Source organism: Streptomyces sp. CRCS-T-1 (assembly GCF_024442335.1).
Lineage (GTDB): Bacteria > Actinomycetota > Actinomycetes > Streptomycetales > Streptomycetaceae > Streptomyces > Streptomyces koelreuteriae.
The window spans coordinates 8,033,466-8,052,411 of sequence record NZ_CP101651.1 but is presented as its reverse complement, the minus strand read 5'-3'; the positions used below and the strand labels follow the sequence as shown (position 1 = coordinate 8,052,411).

At 72.1% G+C, this 18,946-nt stretch carries 17 protein-coding genes; 3 read left to right on the top strand and 14 right to left on the bottom strand.

The features are described 5' to 3' along the window. Nucleotides 1–14: 14 nt before the first annotated feature. From NNW99_RS36405 to NNW99_RS36385, 5 genes are all read right to left on the bottom strand, one after another. Entirely contained in the window at nucleotides 15–611 is a 597-nt protein-coding gene (locus NNW99_RS36405) for a DUF5947 family protein (protein ID WP_215123472.1), read from the bottom strand. Then, on the bottom strand, nucleotides 608–1,159 hold the full coding sequence (locus NNW99_RS36400) for a NifU family protein (protein ID WP_215123470.1): 552 nt from the start codon (nucleotides 1,157–1,159) through the stop codon (nucleotides 608–610). The genes NNW99_RS36405 and NNW99_RS36400 overlap by 4 nt, the downstream gene beginning before the upstream one ends. Continuing rightward, nucleotides 1,152–2,945, bottom strand: coding sequence for a nickel-dependent hydrogenase large subunit (locus NNW99_RS36395; RefSeq protein ID WP_215123468.1), 1,794 nt, complete (start codon nucleotides 2,943–2,945; stop codon nucleotides 1,152–1,154). Before NNW99_RS36395 ends, NNW99_RS36400 begins: the two co-directional genes overlap by 8 nt. A 61-nt stretch (nucleotides 2,946–3,006) precedes the next feature. After that, a complete protein-coding gene (locus tag NNW99_RS36390; protein ID WP_215123466.1) occupies nucleotides 3,007–4,098 on the bottom strand; it encodes a hydrogenase expression protein HypE in 1,092 nt (363 codons plus the stop codon). A 1-nt stretch (nucleotide 4,099) separates the two neighbouring features. Continuing rightward, nucleotides 4,100–5,704: a hypothetical protein gene (locus NNW99_RS36385; RefSeq protein ID WP_215123464.1), complete on the bottom strand. Its 1,605-nt coding sequence runs from the start codon at nucleotides 5,702–5,704 to the stop codon at nucleotides 4,100–4,102. Nucleotides 5,705–5,823: 119 nt separating this feature from the next. On the opposite strand from NNW99_RS36385, the gene NNW99_RS36380 reads away from it, so the two are divergent. Then, complete coding sequence (locus NNW99_RS36380; RefSeq protein WP_215123463.1) at nucleotides 5,824–7,503, top strand: NAD-dependent malic enzyme; 1,680 nt, start codon at nucleotides 5,824–5,826, stop codon at nucleotides 7,501–7,503. A 70-nt stretch (nucleotides 7,504–7,573) separates the two neighbouring features. After that, nucleotides 7,574–8,485 (top strand): RNA polymerase sigma-70 factor, encoded by a 912-nt coding sequence (locus NNW99_RS36375; protein ID WP_215123461.1) that lies wholly within the window; start codon nucleotides 7,574–7,576, stop codon nucleotides 8,483–8,485. Nucleotides 8,486–8,497: 12 nt separating this feature from the next. Here NNW99_RS36375 and NNW99_RS36370 read toward each other — a convergent pair whose 3' ends face one another. The 9 genes from NNW99_RS36370 to NNW99_RS36330 all read right to left on the bottom strand — a co-directional run bounded on the left by NNW99_RS36370 (nucleotide 8,498) and on the right by NNW99_RS36330 (nucleotide 17,247). After that, a complete protein-coding gene (locus NNW99_RS36370; RefSeq protein WP_215123459.1) occupies nucleotides 8,498–9,235 on the bottom strand; it encodes an SDR family oxidoreductase in 738 nt (245 codons plus the stop codon). A gap of 78 nt (nucleotides 9,236–9,313) precedes the next feature. Continuing rightward, nucleotides 9,314–9,925 carry a TetR/AcrR family transcriptional regulator gene (locus NNW99_RS36365; protein WP_215123458.1) on the bottom strand — a complete coding sequence of 204 codons (612 nt, stop codon included), beginning with the start codon at nucleotides 9,923–9,925 and terminating at the stop codon, nucleotides 9,314–9,316. Nucleotides 9,926–9,972: 47 nt separating this feature from the next. Next, nucleotides 9,973–10,875: a 3-hydroxybutyryl-CoA dehydrogenase gene (locus tag NNW99_RS36360; RefSeq protein ID WP_215123456.1), complete on the bottom strand. Its 903-nt coding sequence runs from the start codon at nucleotides 10,873–10,875 to the stop codon at nucleotides 9,973–9,975. 34 nt (nucleotides 10,876–10,909) lie between these two features. Next, nucleotides 10,910–12,082: an acyl-CoA dehydrogenase family protein gene (locus NNW99_RS36355; RefSeq protein WP_215123454.1), complete on the bottom strand. Its 1,173-nt coding sequence runs from the start codon at nucleotides 12,080–12,082 to the stop codon at nucleotides 10,910–10,912. 29 nt (nucleotides 12,083–12,111) lie between these two features. Then, nucleotides 12,112–13,284: an acyl-CoA dehydrogenase family protein gene (locus NNW99_RS36350; RefSeq protein WP_215123452.1), complete on the bottom strand. Its 1,173-nt coding sequence runs from the start codon at nucleotides 13,282–13,284 to the stop codon at nucleotides 12,112–12,114. 20 nt (nucleotides 13,285–13,304) lie between these two features. Beyond that, complete coding sequence (locus tag NNW99_RS36345) at nucleotides 13,305–15,359, bottom strand: acetate--CoA ligase family protein (protein ID WP_215123450.1); 2,055 nt, start codon at nucleotides 15,357–15,359, stop codon at nucleotides 13,305–13,307. Between the two features lies 1 nt (nucleotide 15,360). Continuing rightward, nucleotides 15,361–15,552 carry a ferredoxin gene (locus NNW99_RS36340; protein ID WP_215123448.1) on the bottom strand — a complete coding sequence of 64 codons (192 nt, stop codon included), beginning with the start codon at nucleotides 15,550–15,552 and terminating at the stop codon, nucleotides 15,361–15,363. A gap of 58 nt (nucleotides 15,553–15,610) precedes the next feature. Then, nucleotides 15,611–16,834: an NADH-ubiquinone oxidoreductase-F iron-sulfur binding region domain-containing protein gene (locus tag NNW99_RS36335; RefSeq protein WP_215123447.1), complete on the bottom strand. Its 1,224-nt coding sequence runs from the start codon at nucleotides 16,832–16,834 to the stop codon at nucleotides 15,611–15,613. After that, nucleotides 16,831–17,247, bottom strand: coding sequence for a hypothetical protein (locus NNW99_RS36330; RefSeq protein WP_215123445.1), 417 nt, complete (start codon nucleotides 17,245–17,247; stop codon nucleotides 16,831–16,833). The genes NNW99_RS36335 and NNW99_RS36330 overlap by 4 nt, the downstream gene beginning before the upstream one ends. 328 nt (nucleotides 17,248–17,575) lie before the next feature. Between NNW99_RS36330 and NNW99_RS36325 the strand changes: the two genes are divergently transcribed. After that, a complete protein-coding gene (locus NNW99_RS36325) occupies nucleotides 17,576–18,751 on the top strand; it encodes an aromatic ring-hydroxylating dioxygenase subunit alpha (protein ID WP_215123444.1) in 1,176 nt (391 codons plus the stop codon). Nucleotides 18,752–18,946: the final 195 nt, after the last annotated feature.

The window sequence follows — 18,946 nt, the reverse complement described above, 5'->3', positions numbered from 1 at the left end:
TTCGGAGTGCGTGCTCATGGCCGCTCGGTGAGGTCCTCGAAGAACTGCTCGACGACCGGCCAGATCCGGCCTCCGCCGGACAGGCCGCGCCACTCCCGTCGTACGACGGCGACCATCCGGTAGCAGTCGTCGACCGGCACGATCCAGTGGTGGTCGAGACCGTGGACGGTGTTGACCAGCAGGGCCTCCACCTCGGGTTCCACGGTGGCGAGCTCCGGAACCGTCCCGGCCAGTTCCCGCCAGGCCGCCGCGTCCACCTCCCAGCGCATGGCCCCCGCCGGGCTCGGGCCCTGCGCGGTGACGGTGCCGTCCGCCCGGGGGACGAAGAAGACCAGACCGACCGGTACGCCCAGGACCGCCGTGTCGACATGCGGCAGCCGGATTCGGCGCCGGGGCACGAGCCGGTACTGGCCGTCGCCCGCCCCGGCCTCGGCGAACAGCACCGAGCAGGGCCGGCAGGCGCAGCGCACCTCATCCTGCCCGGCGTCGTGCAGATGGGCGTGCTCGTCGGCGAGGGGCGCGGCGCACAGGTCGCACACCTCCTCCGCGGCCGCCGCCGTGCGGTCGGCCGAGGAGCGGATGAGGCGGGCCAGTGCCCCGTCGGTGGTCACCGCGCGTCCCGGGTCGTCAGGGTGGTCAGCGGTACGAACGCGGGGGCCGGCGTGCTCGGCAGTGGTTCCACCGCCGTCAGCTCGGGAGCCACGGCGAGGACCGCGGCCCGGACCGCGTCGGTGACCTCGGATCCTCCGCCGCCGCAGCCGGAGCCGCATCCGCCGCCCGACGTCAGGCGCACCCGGCCGACCCGCCCCTCCACCCCGGCCCACTCCACGTCGCCGCCGCGCTCCTGGACGGCGGGCCGCAGCCGCTCTACGGCACGGGCCGCCCGGCGCTCGGCGGGCTCGGGGTGGATGTCGTGCAGGACCAGCAGATGGCCCAGCAGTTCGTCTCCGGCCAGGTTCCCGGCCAGCGTCCCGTCCGCGTGGTCCATGACGCGGGCCAGTGCCTCGCCGTAGACCTCGGTCAGGAGCGCTACCGCCTCGGTGGCGGAGCGGGTGGTGGGGCCGGGCGCGGACTCCAGGCCTTCCAGCAGGTCGTCGAGCCGGGCGAGCCGGGCCTCCACCTCCGGGTCGGCCAGCCGCGCTCCGGCGGCCTCAGCCATGGTTCGCCCCGTAGGTCGGCGAGTGCAGGGTGGTCAGCGTCTTGCCCTTGCCGACGTACATGTGCACACCGCACGGCAGACAGGGGTCGAAGCTGCGGACGGTGCGCATGATGTCGACGCCCTTGAACTCGTCCGGCCCGTTCTCCTCGAAGATGGGCTGGCCCTGGACGGCGTCCTCGTACGGCCCGGGGGTGCCGTAGATGTCGCGGGGGCTGGCGTTCCACGGGGTGGGCGGGTAGGGGTGGTAGTTGGCGATCTTCTTGTCCTTGATCACCAGGTGGTGGGAGAGGACGCCGCGCACCGCCTCGTGGAAGCCGCAGCCGATCGCCTCGTCGGGCACCTCGTAGTTCTCGAACACCTTGGTCTCGCCCGCGCGCACCATCCCCATGGCCTCCTCCAGGAACTGGAGGGCCATCGCGGCCGCGTACGCGACGAAGTACGGCCGGGCGCGGTCGCGCTCGATGGTGTTGCTCCACTTCGGGATGCGCCACTCCAGAGTGGTCTCCGGCAGCGACTCGCCCTTGGGCAGCGAGATGCGCACGCTGTGGCCGGTGGACTTGACGTACGGGGTGTCGACGATGCCGCTCAGCGCGGTCGACCACAGGCGGGCGAGCGGGCCGCCGCCGGTGTCGAGGGCGAGGTGCGCGTCGGTCCGCTTGTCGTACCAGCGCGGGCTCATGACCCAGCTGTACTTGTCGTCGAAGTCGCGCTTCTGCGGCACCGGGACGGTCGTCTGGTTCCACGGGTGGCGCATGTCGACGGGGTTGCCGAGCGGGTCGTGCGTGACGAAGGGCGATTCGTTGACCCAGTCCTCGTAGTACGAGCTGCCCAGCATGATGCGCAGGCCGAGGTTGATGTCGACGAGGTTGTTGGTGACCAGTTCGCCGTCGACGATGATGCCGGGGGTGACGTACATGTCCTTGCCCCAGGAGTTCATCGTCTCGTAGCGGTAGTCGACGGTCGCGGGGTTCTGGAAGGCGCCCCAGCAGCCCAGCAGGGTGCGGCGGCGGCCGACCTCCTCGTAGCCGGGCATCGCCTCGTAGAAGAAGTCGAAGACGTCGTCGTTCATGGCGACGGACTTCTTCACGAAGTCGATGACCCGCATGAGCCGGCTGAGGTAGTCGGTGAAGGCGGTCGGCTGCGGCATCGTGCCGACACCGCCCGGGTACAGCGTGGAGGGGTGGACGTGCCGCCCCTCCATGAGACAGAACATCTCGCGGGTGATCCGGCTGACCTTCAGGGCCTCCTTGTAGACCTCGCCCTCGAAGGGGTTGAAGGCGCGCATGATGTCGGCGATCGTGCGGTAGCCGTGGGTCTCGCCGCGGGGCGCCTCGGTGCGTTCGGCGCGGGCCAGCACACTGGGGGTGGTGGCCTTGACCATCGCCTCGCAGAAGTCCACGAAGACCAGGTTGTCCTGGAAGATCGTGTGATCGAAGATGTACTCCGCCGCTTCGCCGAGGTTGACGATGTGCTCGGCGAGCGGGGGCGGTTTCACGCCGTAGGCCATCTGCTGGGCGTAGTCGGAGCAGGTGGTGTGGTTGTCGCCGCAGATGCCGCAGATCCGGGACGTGATGAAGCCCGCGTCGCGCGGGTCCTTGCCCTTCATGAACACCGAGTAGCCGCGGAACAGCGACGAGGTGCTGTGGCATTCCACGACTTCCCGGTTGGCGAAGTCGATCTTCGTGTAGATGCCCAGGTTCCCGATGATCCGGGTGATCGGATCCCAGGACATGTCCACGAGTTGGGGCGGCTTGCGCTCCGTGGGCCGGGCCTCGGTGGTCGTCATCTGTGGTACTGCCCCTCGCTGTCGGTGGTGTGGGGGTGGGTGGTGCGGTGGGTGCCGGGCGTCACGAGGACCGCCAGTGCGGGTCGTAGCCGCTGGTCAGCTTGCGCTTGTTGTGGCGCCATCTGGGCTCGTGGTTGACGAGCTCGTTGGTCACGCCGCGCAGCCGGCGGATGACGGATCCGTAGGGCTTGATGACCATGGACGACAGGGTGCTGCCCGGAGGCTCGTCCATGAACGGCATGAACGCGTCGGGGAAGCCGGGCATCGTGCATCCGATGCAGATGCCGCCGACGTTCGGGCAGCCGCCGATGCCGGCCATCCAGCCGCGCTTGGGCACGTTGCAGTTGACGACCGGCCCCCAACAGCCCGTTTTGACCAGGCACTTGGGCGAGTTGTAGTCCTTGGCGAAGCTGGCCTGCTCGTAGTACGAGCCGCGGTCGCAGCCCTCGTGGACCGTCTTCCCGAAGAGCCACTGCGGGCGCAGCATGTGGTCCAGCGGCGGCGGGGGTGCGGAACCGGCCGCGTGGTAGAGGACCCAGACCAGGGTCTCCATGAAGTTCTCGGGCTGGATCGGGCAGCCGGGCACGTTGACGATGGGCAGCCCGCCCTGCGAGGTGTAGTCCCAGCCCAGGTAGTCGGCGAGGCCCATGCAGCCGGTGGGGTTGCCGGACATGGCGTGGATGCCGCCGAAGGTGGCGCAGGTGCCGGCGGCCACCACGGCCCAGGCCTTGGGGGCCAGTTGGTCGATCCACCAGTTCAGGGGCTGCGGCTCGCCGGTCTCCGGGTCGTTGCCGAAGGACGTCCAGTAGCCGTCGCCCTCGATGATGTTCTGGTTGGGGACCGAGCCCTCGATGACGAGGATGAACGGGGCGAGTTCGCCGCGTACGGCGGCCCGGTAGGGGGCGAGGAAGTCCTCGCCGCCCAGGCTCGGGGAGAGCACCTTGTTGACCAGGTTCACCTTCGGCAGGCCCGGGATCAGGCCGAGCACCAGGTCCTCGATGGAGGGCTGGTCGGCGGCGGTCAGCGAGACGGTGTCGCCGTCGCAGCTCATGCCTTCGGAGATCCAGAGGATGGTGATCTCGTCGATGCCCTGACGGTCCTCGGCGCGATCGGGTTCCTTGCTGACCTCGGCTGTACCGCTGTTCGTTGTCATGTCAGTCGGCCTCCGCTGCGGGGGTCTCGGAGTCGGTCGTGTGCCGCGCTGGTGCCGCGGCGGGAGCCGGTGCCGACGGCTCGTCCGGGGTTCCGGCGGGCGCGAGCGGTTCGAGCTCGTCGGGCCGGAAGTAGTGGAAGCGGCCGTACCAGGTGTGCAGTTCGGCCGCGGGGTCGTCGTCGAGGGTGACGGCGAGGTGCACGCTGCCGTCCACGTCGTGGAAGACGGCGGCGACCTCGGCGGTCCGGCCGGCCAGGAACATGTCCTGCGCGTCGGCGCCCCGTACGCGGGGGCGGAGCCGGACGCGGCTGCCGCCGCCGAGGGGCACGCCGTCGACGAGCACGGTGTCGGTGGTCGGCGAGAGACCGTCGTCGGCGCCCTCCTGCCACCAGGCGGGGCGTTCGGCGGCCGCGGCTGCGGCCGCCGCAGGGGCGACCGGTGCCGGGGCGGCCAGTGCCGGGGCGGCGACCGGTGCCAGGGAGCGGACGGCGCCGTGCAGCCGTTCGAAGACCTCCTGCGGCATGGTGTCGACCCGGTCGAGGATCGCGGCCGCCCTGGGATCGGTGGCCCGCGCCTCGCGCTTCTCCTCGTCGGTCAGCAGCATGGTGCGCAGGGTGAGGATCTCGTCGATCTCCGCGGCGTCGTGCAGATCGCCCGGGCTCTCGGGGGCGACCTGGGGGTGGTCGGGCAGGATGATCGGCGCGGACAGCAGGAGGTGCCCGTGCCCGGCGTCCTCGACTGCCCCGTCCTCGGCTCCGCCGTCCTCGGCCGTGCCGCCGAGGACGGGGAAGGTGAACTCGTTGCGGCACGCGCGCGCGGGTGCCGCCAGGTCCGCCGGGGGGTCGATCAGCGAGACGAACTCCACCCCGTCACCGCCGATGAGGGTGTGGGTGGCGATGAGGGCGCGTCGCAAGGCCTCGTCACGTGCGACCCGTCCCTCCGGCGCGGTCCCGGTGTTGGCCGTCCGGACGCGCAGCCGGCAGAGGTCGTCGGTGAGTCGCTCGGCGGTGACGGTGGCCTCGGCCCGCACCTCGTCGCGGTGCCGCACCACCCGCCCGGCGCCCGCGGGCAGCAGCTCGACGTCCACGCCGGCCGCGGCGCCCACGGGAACGGTGCGTCCCGTGCCGAGGAGCTCGTCGAGGGGGACCACGACCTCGCACTCGCGCGGTACCGCCTCGTCGAAGGTCAGATGCACCGTGCCGTCGTCGGTGCGCAGCGACGCGACGGGGTGCCGGCCGCTGTCCTCCACCTGCTTGCGCTGCGTCTGGAGGTAGCGGATCCGCACGCGGACGGAGGCGTCGCCGGGCCGCCGGACGCGCATGAGGCACTCGGTCTGCTGGTACCAGGAGTCGGCGGAGCCCGACACGCCGGGGACGACGGGGCCGTCCGCCTCCACCCAGTCCCGGGGGAAGAGCACCCCGAACTGCCATCGGACGCGGTTCTTGGCCGAGGACCGGCGGTAGGGGTAGAGGAGGTAGCCCTCGTAGAGGACGGCGTCGGCGACGGCGCCGAGCCGCTCGAGGACGCCCCGGGACCGTTCCGGCGGCTGTTGCGCGCCGCCCGTCGTGGCAGCGCTTGCCCTGCCGCCCTCGACCAGTCCCGCCATCGTGCCTCCTCGTCCGTGTACGCAGGCGCGTCCCTTCCACCACGGTCACACCGCTCCCCCGCCCTTGCCTCCTCCGGAGCGTTCGGTTGGGCCGTTCGGGGCGGGGAAGTCGTCACGTCATGGACCAGCCCATGAATCACCACCCCCGCACCACCACGAGCCCCGCCGTCACGACCCTGGCCGACCCGCTGGTCAACAAGGGCACCGCCTTCAGCCGGGAGGAGCGTGCGCGGCTCGGGCTCGACGGGCTGCTGCCGCCCGCCGTGGAGACCCTGGACGAGCAGGTCGCCCGCGCCTACGAGGCGTTCCGCGGCTACGACAAGCCCCTCAACCGGCACATCTATCTGCGGCAGCTGCAGGACACCAACGAGGTGCTCTTCTACCGTCTGGTCACCGAGTACCTGGAGGAGCTGCTGCCCGTCGTCTACACGCCGACGGTGGGTGAGGCCTGTCAGCGGTTCAGCGAGATCTACCGGCGGCCGCGCGGGCTGTTCCTGAGCTGGGAGGACCGGCACCGCTTCCAGGACATCCTGCGCAACCGGCCCTACCCGGACCACGACGTGGACGTCATCGTCGTCACCGACGGGCAGCGCATCCTGGGGCTCGGCGACCAGGGCGTGGGCGGCATGGGCATCCCGATCGGCAAGCTCAGCCTCTACACGGCGATCGGCGGCATCCACCCCGCCCGTACGCTGCCGGTCCTGCTGGACGTCGGCACGGACAACGAGGCCCTGCTGGACAACCCGCGCTACCTGGGCCGGCGTGACCGCAGGCTGACCGGTGCCGAGTACGACGAGATGATCGAGGCCTTCGTGTCGGCGGTCGAGGCGGAGCTGCCCGGGACGCTGCTCCAGTGGGAGGACTTCGCCACCGCCCACGCCCATCCGATCCTGGCCCGCTACCGCGACCGGCTGCTCACGTTCAACGACGACATCCAGGGCACGGCTGCCGTCGCGCTCGGCGCCCTGTCCACCGCGGCGGACGTGGCGGGCACTCCGCTGCCCGACCAGCGGCTGGTGATCCTCGGCGCGGGGTCGGCGGCCATCGGTGTCGCCGACATGATCCGTACGGCGATGGTCGACGAGGGGCTGTCGGAGGACGAGGCCACGGCGCGGTTCTGGATCCTCGACGTCGACGGCCTGCTGGTGCGCTCCCGCGACGAACTGACTCCGCAGCAGCGGGTGTTCGCGCGCGACGACAGCGAGGTGACCGACTGGGACGGCACGGGCCTCGCCGAGGTGGTGCGCCGCGTCGAGCCGACGGCGCTGATCGGGCTGTCGACGGCTCACGGCGCGTTCACCGAGGAGATCGTGCGGCAGATGGCCTCGACATGCGAGCGGCCGGTCGTCTTCCCGCTCTCCAACCCGACCTCCCACTCCGAGGCCGAGCCCGCCGACCTCACCCGCTGGACCGACGGCCGGGCGCTGATCGCCACCGGCTCGCCCTTCCCGCCGCTGACGGTGGACGGGCACGAGGTGCCGGTGGCGCAGTCCAACAACGTGTACGTCTTCCCGGCCATGGGGCTCGCGGTGACCGCGAGCCGTGCCACCCGCGTCACCGACCGCATGCTCGTGGCCGCCGCCCGTGCCGTCGCCGAATGCGCGGTCCAGGCGGCGGACGGCGTGGACGGGCCCGTGCCGCTGCTGCCGCCCCTGACCGGGATGCGGGACTCCGCCCGCGAGATCGCCCTGGCCGCGGCCCTCGCCGCCGTCGAGGACGGGGTGGCCCCGCACGCGACGGAGGAGGAGCTGCGCAAGGCGGTCGCGCAGGCGCAGTGGACACCCCGCTACGAGGTCTAGGAACCCGTCCGAGCACTCCGGGGGACGTACTGTCGGAGCCACGACGGTCGACCCCGGAGGCATCGGCAGCATGGACCAGCGGCAGCCCCTCGACGACGCGCTGGACGCGGCGGCGGACGCCTTCGAGCGCTTGCGTCCCCGGCTGTTCGGCATCGCCTACCGCGTCCTGGGCAGCGTGTCCGAGGCCGAGGACGTGGTGCAGGACGTGTGGCTGCGCTGGCAGGGCGCCGACCGGAGCGCCGTGCGGGATCACGGGGCGTTCCTGGCGAAGATCACCACCCGGCTGGCGATCAACGTGGCCCAGTCGGCGCGGGTGCGCCGCGAGGCCTATGTCGGGCCGTGGCTGCCGGAGCCCGTGGACACGAGCGTCGATCCGCAGGTCGGCGCGGAACGCGGCGAGGCGCTGGAGCTGGCCGTGCTGCTGGTCCTGGAGCGACTGAATCCGGTGGAGCGGGCGGCGTACGTGCTGCGCGAGGCGTTCGACTACGCGTACGACGAGATCGCGGGCATGCTGGAGCTGAGCCAGGCCAACACCCGGCAGATCGTCAGCCGGGCCCGTAAGCGGCTGTCCGCCGAGCGGCGGGAACCGGTCGACACGGCGCAGCACCGGCGCCTGCTCGACGCCTTCGTGGCCGCCGCGCGGCACGGTGACGTCGCCGCGCTGGAGACCGTGCTGTCGGCCGATGTCGTCGCGTACGCGGACGGCAACGGCATGCGAGGTGTGGCGCGGCTGGAGATCGTGGGGGCCGGGCGCGTGGCCAGGGTGACGGCCTTCGCCCAGAAGTTCTTCCCCGGGGCCGACTACGGCATGGTCCAGGCCAACGGACAGCCCTGCCTGCTGCTCGCCCGGGACGGGGTCGCCGTCGCCCTGGTGAGCGCCACCGTGGGCCCGGACGGCATCGACGGGCTCTACTGGGTGCTGACGCCGGACAAGCTGAGGGCGTACGAGCGGTCGGCCCGCAGGCTCACCGACCGCCCGTAGCCCCTGGCTTCATCAGTGCTGCTGGAGCCACTCCTCGTAGCGGACGGCCGAGAGGTGCGCACTCTCGTCGCCGGTGAGCACGTCGGGCATGCCGGCGAACAGACTGGCGGTCTCGTCCGTGACGACGGTGCGGCCGTCCGGCTTCGCCGCCAGGGTGAGTTCGCCGAACCAGTCCAGGCCGTGGGTCTCGGGTCCGGCGATGTTGCGGATGCCGTTCGACGGTTCGCCCTGCGCCGCCTCGGCGACGGCGGCGGCCACCTCGGCGGAGGCGATCGGACGCAGCCGCAGGGACGGCAGGCGCACCTCGCCGCCCTCGGTGGACATGTCCATCACCGGGGCGATGAACTCGAAGAACTGGGTGGCACGCACGAGGCTGTAGGGCACGCCGCTGCCGCGCACGGCGTTCTCCTGGGCGACCTTGGCCTCGTAGTAGCCGTAGCCGGGCACCTGGTCGACACCCACGATGGACAGTCCGACATGGTGCCGGACGCCCGCCTCCTTCTCGGCGGCGAACAGGTTCCGCGCCGAGCGGGTGAAGAAGTCCAGGGCCGGTTCGGTGTCGAAGGACGGCGAGTTCGACACGTCCACGACCACGTCCGCGCCCTTGAGGACCTCGGCAAGTCCCTCGCCGGTGAGGGTGTCGACGCCCGTGGTGGGGGCGGCGGCCACGGCCTCGTGTCCCTTGTCACGCAGCAGCGTGACCACCTGCGAGCCGATGAGGCCCGTACCGCCGACGACCACGATCTTCATCACTGTCTCCGTTCACTGGTTGACTGACTCACCAGAGAGACAGGGCGGCGTCCGGGTCTGTGACAGCCGGCGGCGATCTCACTCCGTCGGGACGGTGTCCGGCAGGCCGAGTGCGGTAGAGACATGGCGCCATACGGCGGTGAGGGCCGTGTCGAGGGTGACCGTCGGGTCGCGCAGCATGAGGCGGATGCCGTAGCCGTCGCTCAGGGACAGCACGAGCGTGCTGAGGTCGTCGACGTCGGTCGGCGTGAACTCGCCGGAGTCGATACCGCGCCGTACCGCGTCCCCCACCCAGGCGTGCAACTGCGCGTAGAGGTCCACGGCGAAGACCCGGGTGGTCTCGTCGCGCAGCGCCCTGACCCAGAGTTCCTGCCAGAGCCGCCAGTCCTGGTGGAGCTGGGGATCGGTGGGCAGCAGGTTGCGCAGGATGCGGGCCAGGATGACCGCCGCCGGGGCCGTCTCCGCGTCGTGTTCGAGGTCGACGGCGGTGTGGGCGAAGGAGTGGGTCATCGCCTCGGTGAACAGCTTCTCGCGGGTGTCGAAGTGGTAGTGGAGCAGCGCCGTCGACACTCCGGCGCGCTCGGCGACCATGCGCATGCGGATCTTCTCGAACCCGATGTCGGCGATGACCTCGCACGCCGCGGTCAGGATGCGCTCGCGCGTGTCTGCCGTGCGCACCTTGGTGGACACCCTGCGGCTCCCCTCGTTCGGTGGTCGTACGCCATGACCATCTTCCCTCACGGCCGCCTCGCCGGTACGGGGGCCTCGTGCCGCGGCTCTTCGTCGTACGTGTGGAAGCCCCGCCCGGACTTCCGCCCCAGCAGACCGGCCTCCACCATCCGGGACAGCAGCGGGGGCGGCGAGTACTGGGGCTCGCGGAACTCGGCGTACAGCGACTCGGCGATGGCGCGTGTGGTGTCGAGGCCGATGAGGTCCGTCAGGGCCAGCGGGCCCAGCGGATGCGCGCAGCCGAGGACCATGCCCCGGTCGACGTCCTCGACGGTCGCGCTGCCCGACTCCACCATGCGGACGGCCGCCAGCAGATACGGCACGAGCAGCGCGTTGACGACGAACCCGGCCTTGTCGCGGGTCCGGACCACCTCCTTGCCGAGAGTACCGGTGACGAACTCCTCGGCCCGTGCCGCCGTGACGGGCGAGGTGAGCAGCGAGGGCACGAGTTCGACGAGGCGCAGGACCGGTACGGGGTTGAAGAAGTGCACCCCGACGACCCGGTCGGGCCGGGTCGTCGCGGCGGCGAGCCTGATGACCGGGATGGAGGAGGTGTTGGTCGCCAGAATGGTGTGGTCGCCGGTGAGCACGGAGTCGAGGCGGGTGAAGACGTCGACCTTGAGGGCCTCGTCCTCGGCGACCGCTTCGATGACCAGGTCGTGGTCGTGCAGTGCCTCGAGTTCATGCACGACGGTGATCAAGGCGTCGGCGGCCTCCCGTCGTTCGTCGCTCAGTCTGCCGTGTGCGGTGGCCCGGTCGAGCGAGCGGGTGATGCGGAGGCGGCCGGCCCGGGCCGCCTCCGCGTCGCGCTCCACGACCGTGACCGGTACGTCGGCCCGTGCGCAGACCTCGGCGATGCCGGCGCCCATCAGCCCGCAGCCGACGACTCCCACGCGCTTGATGTCGGTCATCCGTCTTCCTCTCTCCGGTCTGCGACGATGCGGCTCAGGCGGCGGGCAGGTCCAGGACGCCCGTGCCGCGCTTGACGAGTTCGTTGGCGATGATCAGCCGCTGGATCTCGGAGGTGCCCTCCCAGATGCGGTCCACGCGCAGCTCGCGATAGAGCCGTTCGACGGCGTAGGAGCGGTCGTAGCCGCGCCCGCCGTGGATCTGGAGGCAGCGGTCGATCACGCGCCCCGAGGCCTCGCTCGCCGAGAGCTTGGCGATGGCCGCCTTGGCGTGCAGGGTCTTGCGGTCCTCCGCCGTGGCCTGGTCGATCTCCCAGGCGACCTGGTGGGTGTAGGCGCGGTTGACGGCGATGTCCACGGCGCAGTCGGCGAGCATGCCCTGGATCAGCTGGTACGAGGAGATCGGCGCCCCGAACTGCTCCCGCTCCACGGCCCAGTCACGGGAGAGTTCCAGCGCCCGCTCGGCCGCGCCGATGGTACGGGCGGCGATCATCAGGCGCTCCTCGGTGAACCAGGAGCGCGTGATGTCGTAGCCCTCGCCGATGCCGCCGAGGACGGCGTCATCGCCGACCTGGACGTCGGTGAAGGTGAACTCGGGGTGCTCGTAGACGAAGGTGTGCATCCAGCGCGGGACCCGGGTCATCTCGATGCCGGGGGTGTCCTTGTCGACCAGGAAGAGGGTCGGTGCGCGCTCCGGGCCCGCCGCCGCGAGGACGATCATGAAGTCGGCGTGGTCGCCGACGGTGACGAACCACTTCTCGCCGTTGAGCACCCAGCCCTGGTCGTTCCGGGTGGCGGTGGTGGCGAGGTTCTGCGGGTCGGACCCGGCGCCGGGCTCGGTGACGGCGTAGCAGTCGCGCCGCTCGCCGTTGATCACCGGGATGAGGAACCGCTCGCGCTGCTCGGGGGTGCAGAAGCGGAGCGCGTTGGCGGGCCGCCACACCATGTCCCACAGGGCGCCGGTGAGCCGCCCCAGCTCCTCCTGCACGGTGGCCTGTTCGGCGATGGTGAGTCCGGCGCCGCCCCACTCGGCGGGCATGTTGACGGCCTGGAGTCCGGCGTCGAGGACGGCGTCACGGACCTTGGCGTGGGCGTCGGCGGGCAGGCCGTTGTCCTCCTCGCACTGGGTCTCGTAGGTGGCGATGAAGTCGGTGAGGGCGCGCGCCTCGGCCTTGAGCTGTGCCTGGCGCGGGGTGAGACGGAAGTCCATGGAAGTCCTCGCTGGTGAAGGATGGGGAGTCAGTGCGTGGGCAGGGCGAGGGCGCGGGTGCCGCGCTTGATGAGCTCGTTGGCGATGATCAGCCGCTGGATCTCGGAGGTGCCCTCCCAGATCCGGTCGACGCGCAGTTCGCGGTACATGCGCTCGACGGGGTAGGTGCGGTCGTAGCCCCGGCCGCCGAAGATCTGCAGACAGCGGTCGGCGACCCGGCCGGCGGCCTCGCTGGCGGCGAGTTTGGCGGTGGAGGCCTTGGCGTGCAGCGTCTTGCGGTCGGTGCCGGGCTGGTCGGCCTCCCAGGCGACCTGGTGGGTGTAGGCGCGGTTGACGGCGATGTCCACGGCGCAGTCCGCGAGCATGCCCTGGATCAGCTGGTACGAGGCGATGGGCGCCCCGAACTGCTCGCGCTCCACGGCCCAGTCACGGGCGAGTCGCAGGGCACGCTCGGCCGCGCCGACGGTCCGGGCCGCGATCATCAGGCGTTCGTCGGTGAACCATTCCTTGGTCAGCTCGTAGCCGTTGCCGACGCCGCCGAGCACGTCCTCGTCGGCCACGAAGACGTCGGTGAAGGTGAACTCGGGGTGCCCGTTGACGGCGGAGTGCATGAAGTGCGGCACCCGGGTCATCTCGACGCCGGGCGCGGCCCGGTCCACGAAGAACAGGGTGGGCTGCCGCTCGGGTCCGGCGTCCGCCTGCACCAGCAGGAAGTCGGCGATGTCGCCGCAGGTGACGAACCACTTCTCGCCGTTGAGCACCCAGCCGCCGTCGGTGCGGTCGGCCGTGGAGGTGCCGGAGGACGGGTCGGATCCCGCGCCCGGCTCGGTCACCGCGAACGCGTCGAACTTCTCCGCGCGGATCACGGGCAGCAGGTACTTCTCGCGCTGCCGCTCGTCGCCGTAGGCCAGGACGTTGGCGGGCCGCCAGGGGATGTCCCACAGGCAGTTGGTGACCTTGCCGAACTCCTCCTCGACGATGACCTGGTCGAGCAGGCTGAGCCCGGCGCCGCCCCATTCGGCGGGCATGTTGATGGCGTAGACGCCGGCGTCCATGGCGGCCCGGGTCAGTTCGGTCACGAGCTGCTGCGGCAGCGGGCCGCCCGCCTGCTCGGACTGGTCCTCGTAGCGCATGAGCAGCCGTGCGTAGTCGGCGGCGCGACGCTTCAGATCGGTCTGCTCGGGGGTGTAGCGCAGGTCCATGGGGGCCTCTTCCAGTGGGGTCAGGCGAGTACGGCTCGGGAGTCGAGGGCGAGCACGCCGTCGGGGCGTACGAGCAGGGGGTTGACCTCGATCTCGGCGATCTCCGGGTGGGCGGCGGCAAACGCCGTGATCGTCTCGACGGCCTTCGCGGCGGCGACGACGTCGACGGGTGGCTTGCCCCGCACCCCGTCGAGCAGAGCGGCGGTGCGCAGTCCGCGCAGCAGGGTCTCGGCCCGGTCGGCGGAGACGGGGGCGAGGGTGAAGGCGACGTCGTGCAGAGCCTCCGCCAGCACACCGCCCAGGCCCACCATGGCGACGGGGCCGAAGCGGGGGTCCCGGTTGACGCCCACGATCAGCTCGATGCCGTCGGTCAGGTCGGCCATGGCCTCCACGGAGTAGGAGGAGGCACCGAGCCGGGCACGCATCTCGCGGAAGGCGGCGAGCAGTTCGCCGGGCCCGGCCAGGCCGAGTGCCACTCCCCCGGCGTCGGACTTGTGCAGGAGGTGGAGGGCCTTGAGGACGTACGGCCCTCCGAACTCCTCTGTGACTGCGTGGAGTTCGGCCTCGTCGTGGACCTCGCGGGCGGCGGGGAAGGCGAGTCCGGCTTCCTCCAGGGCTCTGCGGGTCTCCAGGTAGCCGCTCTCGCGCAGCGGGGACGCCGGCCGGGGCAGCGGTGTGACCCCGGTGCGGCGGCCGACGGGAGCGGTCGCGGCGAGGGCGCGGGCCGCGTCCTCGGTGGCGGCGAAGACCGGTATGCCGGCGGCGGCGAGCGTGCGGCAGCTCGGGGACTCGGGGTACATCGACTGCACCACGATGGGTTTGGCGGTGGCCCGGTGCCGGGCGGCGATGAGGCGCGCGGCGTCCTGTTCCCCGGCCGCGAGCGCCGCACCGCCACCGCCGAGACCGCCTCCGGCGGCCGCGTAGCCGCCGAAGTAGCCGGTCATCAGCACGGCGTCGACCTCCTCGGCCGCCAGGAGGGCATCGACGGTCTCGGCGTACGAGCCGGGGTCCTGCTCGCCCATCCCGGCGAGGTCCACCGGGTTGACGACGGCCGACGGCTCCCAGAGGGCTTCGCGGAGCTGTCGCCTGGTCGGCTCCCGGAGTTCGGGCACGGCCAGCCCGGCCGCCTCCACGGCGTCGGCGGCGACGACGCCGTGCCCGCCGCCGTCCGTGAGTACGGCCACCCGGTCTCCGGCCGCCCGGCGTCCACCGCCCAACGCGGCCAACGCGACGGTGAGTTCACGCGGGGTGGCGACCAGTTCCACACCGGCGTCCCGGCAGGCCGCGCTCACCACATCGGCCGAGGTGGTGAGCGCGCCGGTGTGCGACTGCGCGCTGCGCGCGGAGGCGTCCCCGCGCCCGGCGGTGAGGAGCACCACCGGCTTTCCGGCGTCGGCGGCGGCCTCGGCGAAGGCGCGTCCGTCGCCGAAGTCCTCGGCGTAGACCGCGATGGCCCGGGTGCCCTCGTGGCGGGCGCAGTCGGCGAGCAGGTCGACGAGGGTGACGTCGGCCTGGTTGCCGAGCGACACGAACCGGGAGAAGCCGAGGCCGTGCGGGCGGAAGCGGAGCTGGAGTTCGAGGGCGAGGTTGCCGCTCTGGCTGAGCAGCGCGACACCGCCCGGGGTGAAGGTGTCGGAGGCCAGGAAGAGGTCGGTGGTGTTGTCGGCGATCCCCAGGCAGTTGGGGCCGACCATCACGGCACCGGCGGCGCGGACGCGTTCGGCGACGGCCTGCTGCCGTGTCCGGCCCGCCTCGCCGGTCTCGGCGAAGCCGGCGGTGATCGCGACGATCGCCCGGGCCCCGCACCGCAGGGCCTCGTCGACGGCGTCCTCGAAACCGGCGGCGGGCACGGAGACCACCGCCAGGTCGACGGGTTCGCCGATGGCGCTGAGGCTGGGGGCGACGGTGCGGCCGAGCACCGTGCCGCCACGGCGGTTGACCATGTGCACGGGGCGCCGGCCGCCTGCACGGACGGCCTGGGCGGCGATGGCGTGGCCGTACTTGGCCGGGTCGTCGCTGGCTCCGACGACGGCGACGGAGACGGGGTCGAAGAGGGCGGAGAGGTCGCGTCCCATGTCACTTCTCCAGTCGCAGCGCGGAGTTGGGGCAGGCGGCGACGGCGGCCTCGGCGGCGTCCTCGTCGCCGTGCGACACCTCGGCCGGGCGGACCTGCGCGTAGCCCCACTCGTCGAGCTCGATCAGCTCGGGTGCGGGTTCCTGGCAGAGGCCGTAGCCATGGCAGCGGGTCGAGTCCAGCAGGAGTTTCACGGCGGGTCCTTTCGGAGCGGCGGGGGCCGGGGGACGTAAGGGAAGAGCGGGGTATGGCTCAGGGCACCGGCACGGTGAAGCGGCGCCCGTCCTCGGGTGCGGCGCCCGCGCAGGCGGGGCAGCCGGGGCGGTGGTGGGTGTCGATCCGGTCCGGGAAGTGGGTGAGGAGGGTGCCCGCGATCCGGGCGGCGGCGTCGAGCAGCCCGCAGGCCCCGCGGCCGGGCAGTTGCTCCGACCAGCGGCGCAGCTTGCCGACCGCGTCATCGCCGGCCTCGCCGCGTGCGACCGCCGCGAGGGTGTCGGCCAGCGCCCCGGTGCCGGAGACGCACACCCCGCACTGCCGGGCGCTCTGGGCCGCGAGATAGGAGACGGCCTCCACGGCCACGGCGAGCGGGCAGTCGCGCGGACCGGTGAAGTACAGCGCTCCGCACCCGAGCGCACCCCCGGCCGCGCGCATCTGGTCGTGATCGAGCGGCAGGTCCGTCCAGCCCTCGCCGTACAGACCGCCGAACAGGCCGCCCAGCAGGACCGCTTCCGCCCTGCCGTATCCGCGGAGGTCGGCGAGGACCTTCAGATGCGTACCGGCGGGCACCTCGACGAGCGCGGCGTCCCCGGCACCCGAGAGGGTCACCAGCTGTGCACCGGCGACGAGGTCCGTGGCGTCGGGCCGCGCGTGGATCAGCGCGATACGGGCCAGGGTCTCCACATTGGCGACGAGGGTGGGCGCACCGCCGACCCCGCTTTCGAACGGGCGCGGTGGTTTCGCGGTGGGCAGGGCAGGACCGCCGTCGATCCGTCGTACGACCGCCGTCTCCTCCCCCGCCACGTAGGTGTGCTCCGTCCGTACGACGTCCACGGGCAGGTCGGAGGGCCGCTCGGCGAGCGCGCGCCGGACCGCCTGCTCGGCCGGGTCGTCGGAGAGGTACACACAGCCGCGTCCCGCCCGGGTGACGGCGGCGGCCAGCCGCAGTCCGTCCAGGACCGCGTGCGGCCGGTGGCGCAGCAGCCAGCGGTCCTTGACAGAGCCTGGTTCGCCCTCTTCGCCGTTGGCGACGACGACGTGCGGGCCCGGTGCGTCACGGACGGCGCGGAGCTTGACGGCGGCGGGGAATCCGGCGCCGCCCCGGCCGCGCAGTCCCGCCGCGCCGATCAGGTCGAGCAACCGGTCGGGCTCGGGCACCGGCGCGTAGCCGCCCCCGGCGAGATACCGGGAGAGGCCCTCGGCGCCGGTGGACGGCGGGATCAGGACGTGTTCGGGGAGGAGGGAGATCACGCCGGTCACAGGGTGCTCCCGAGCTCGGAGTGTCCCAGGGGTTCGCGAGACCTCAGCCGGACCAGCGCCCCCTCCAGCTCTCGCCGCTGTACGGCGGTGCGCTCGTAGCCGGCGCCGGGCAGGCCGATCAGCATGCGGTGGTGGTCGAGGACGACCTCTCCGGCCAGCACGGCCGCCCCCGGGTCGGCGGTCCGGGATCCCGCCGCCTCGACGACCAGATCCGTGACTTCGCGCAGGTAGCGCAGCCAGCCACGCTGTGTGCCGCGCAGCACCAGCCGCTCGACCCGCTGTCGCTCGGCGGCGACGAGGGGCGACGGCGGGCGGCCGTCCGCCCGGGCCCGCAAGGCGGCCACCGCGGTGGGCAGCTCCTGTTCGGGCTCGGGCGTGAGGCCGAGCCAAACCAGACTTCGGCGATCGCTCATGCGTGCCTCCGGGGTCGCGCCGTCTCCGGGTGGTCCGCAGACGGGGGTGGCGCGGCGATGACGGGAGTGGGGATGCTCCGGCGCCGTGAGGAGAGGGGCGGGGAAGCTGTACGGGGGCGGGGTATGCCTGGGCATCCGTCGTCGGATCCCGGCCAGCCGCCTGCCACGAGACTAACTAACCAATTAGTCAGCCCACAAGTCTTGACTTGCCTCCGCGGTGGTCCCAGTCTGACTAACCAATCAGTCAGCCGATCGCGGCAGCTCCTGGCGCCGCACCGGCCACAGCCTCACCGCCCATCGCCGCCGCAGCGGCGCGGAGGAGGACCCCATGCACCCCTCGACCACCCGGGCAGAGAGCCTCGCCTCGTCCCCACCGGAGTCGCCGCTCGAGCACCCCGGGGAAGCGCTGCCCGCCCGCTACTACACCGATCCGGCCGTCGCCGAGGCCGAGACCGAGCGGATCTTCGCCAAGTCCTGGCAGCTCGTCTGCCACGAGTCCGACCTGCCGGGGCCGGGCGCCCGGCTCACCGCCACCGCCGCCGGCCGGGAGGTGCTGGTCGTCCGGACCGAGGACGGCGGCCTCGCGGCCCACCTCAATGTCTGCCGGCACCGCGGCACCCGCCTGGTCTCCGCCCCCGAGCCGTCGGGCAAGGCGATCCGCTGCCCGTACCACGGCTGGACCTACAAACTGGACGGACGGCTGGTCGGCGCCCCCGAGGCCCGCCGGATCCCCTGCCTGGACAAGCCCAAGCTGGGCCTGCATCCGGTCAATGTCGAGTCCTTCCTCGGCTTCGTCTTCGTCAACCTCGACCTGGAGGCGACACCGCTCTCCGAGTCCTGCGCCGGGCTCGCCGAGGCCGTCGGCCGCTACGCGGGGCCCGGTCTGGTACCCGTCGGCAAGCACCGCATCCACGATCTGACCGGCGGCGAGGAGCAGAACGCCAACTGGAAGGTGATCGTCGACAACTATCTGGAGGGCTACCACGTCCCCGTGGCCCACCCCTCCCTCATGCGACTGCTCGACTACCAGGCGTACACGGTGGACGTGCGGGAGAACTACGTTCTGTTCGAGTCCCCGCTGCGCGACAAGCCGTCCTCGAACTGGACCGAGCGGCTCTACCAGCGGCTGGCGACCCCCATGCCGGGGCTGGCCGAGGCCGACCGGCGGGTGTGGCGGTACGCCGTGATCTACCCCAATACGCTCATCGACTTCTACCCTGACCACGTGCTCGCGTGGACCGCCCTGCCCACCGCCCAGGACCGGGCGGCGATCCCCGGCGCCTTCTACACCAAGCACGGCGAGGACGTCCGCACCCGGCTGGCCCGGCGGCTCAACATCCACATCGGCTGGGTCACCAACGACGAGGACGCCGAGCTGGTGGAGCGGGTGCAGGCCGGGATGGGCACCCCCGGTTTCGAGCCGGGCCCGCTCTCGCAGCGCGAGGCCGCCGTCGGCTGGTTCGCGCGCCGGGTCCGGGAGGACCTGGAGGGGATCACCGAGTGAGGCCCTTCGGAGCAGCCGACTCACCGCATCCGCGCGACGCCGCCGTGCGGCTCCTGTCGTCCTTACCGCGCGCCTTCTGAGCCGCGCGTACGCACCCTCCCCAGACCGGTCATCACTGCGGAATCAGGGCCTGAAGTGAGCCGACCAGCCGGTCCCGCCCTGGAGTTGTGCCGTTCCTCGACGGAGAGGACGTTC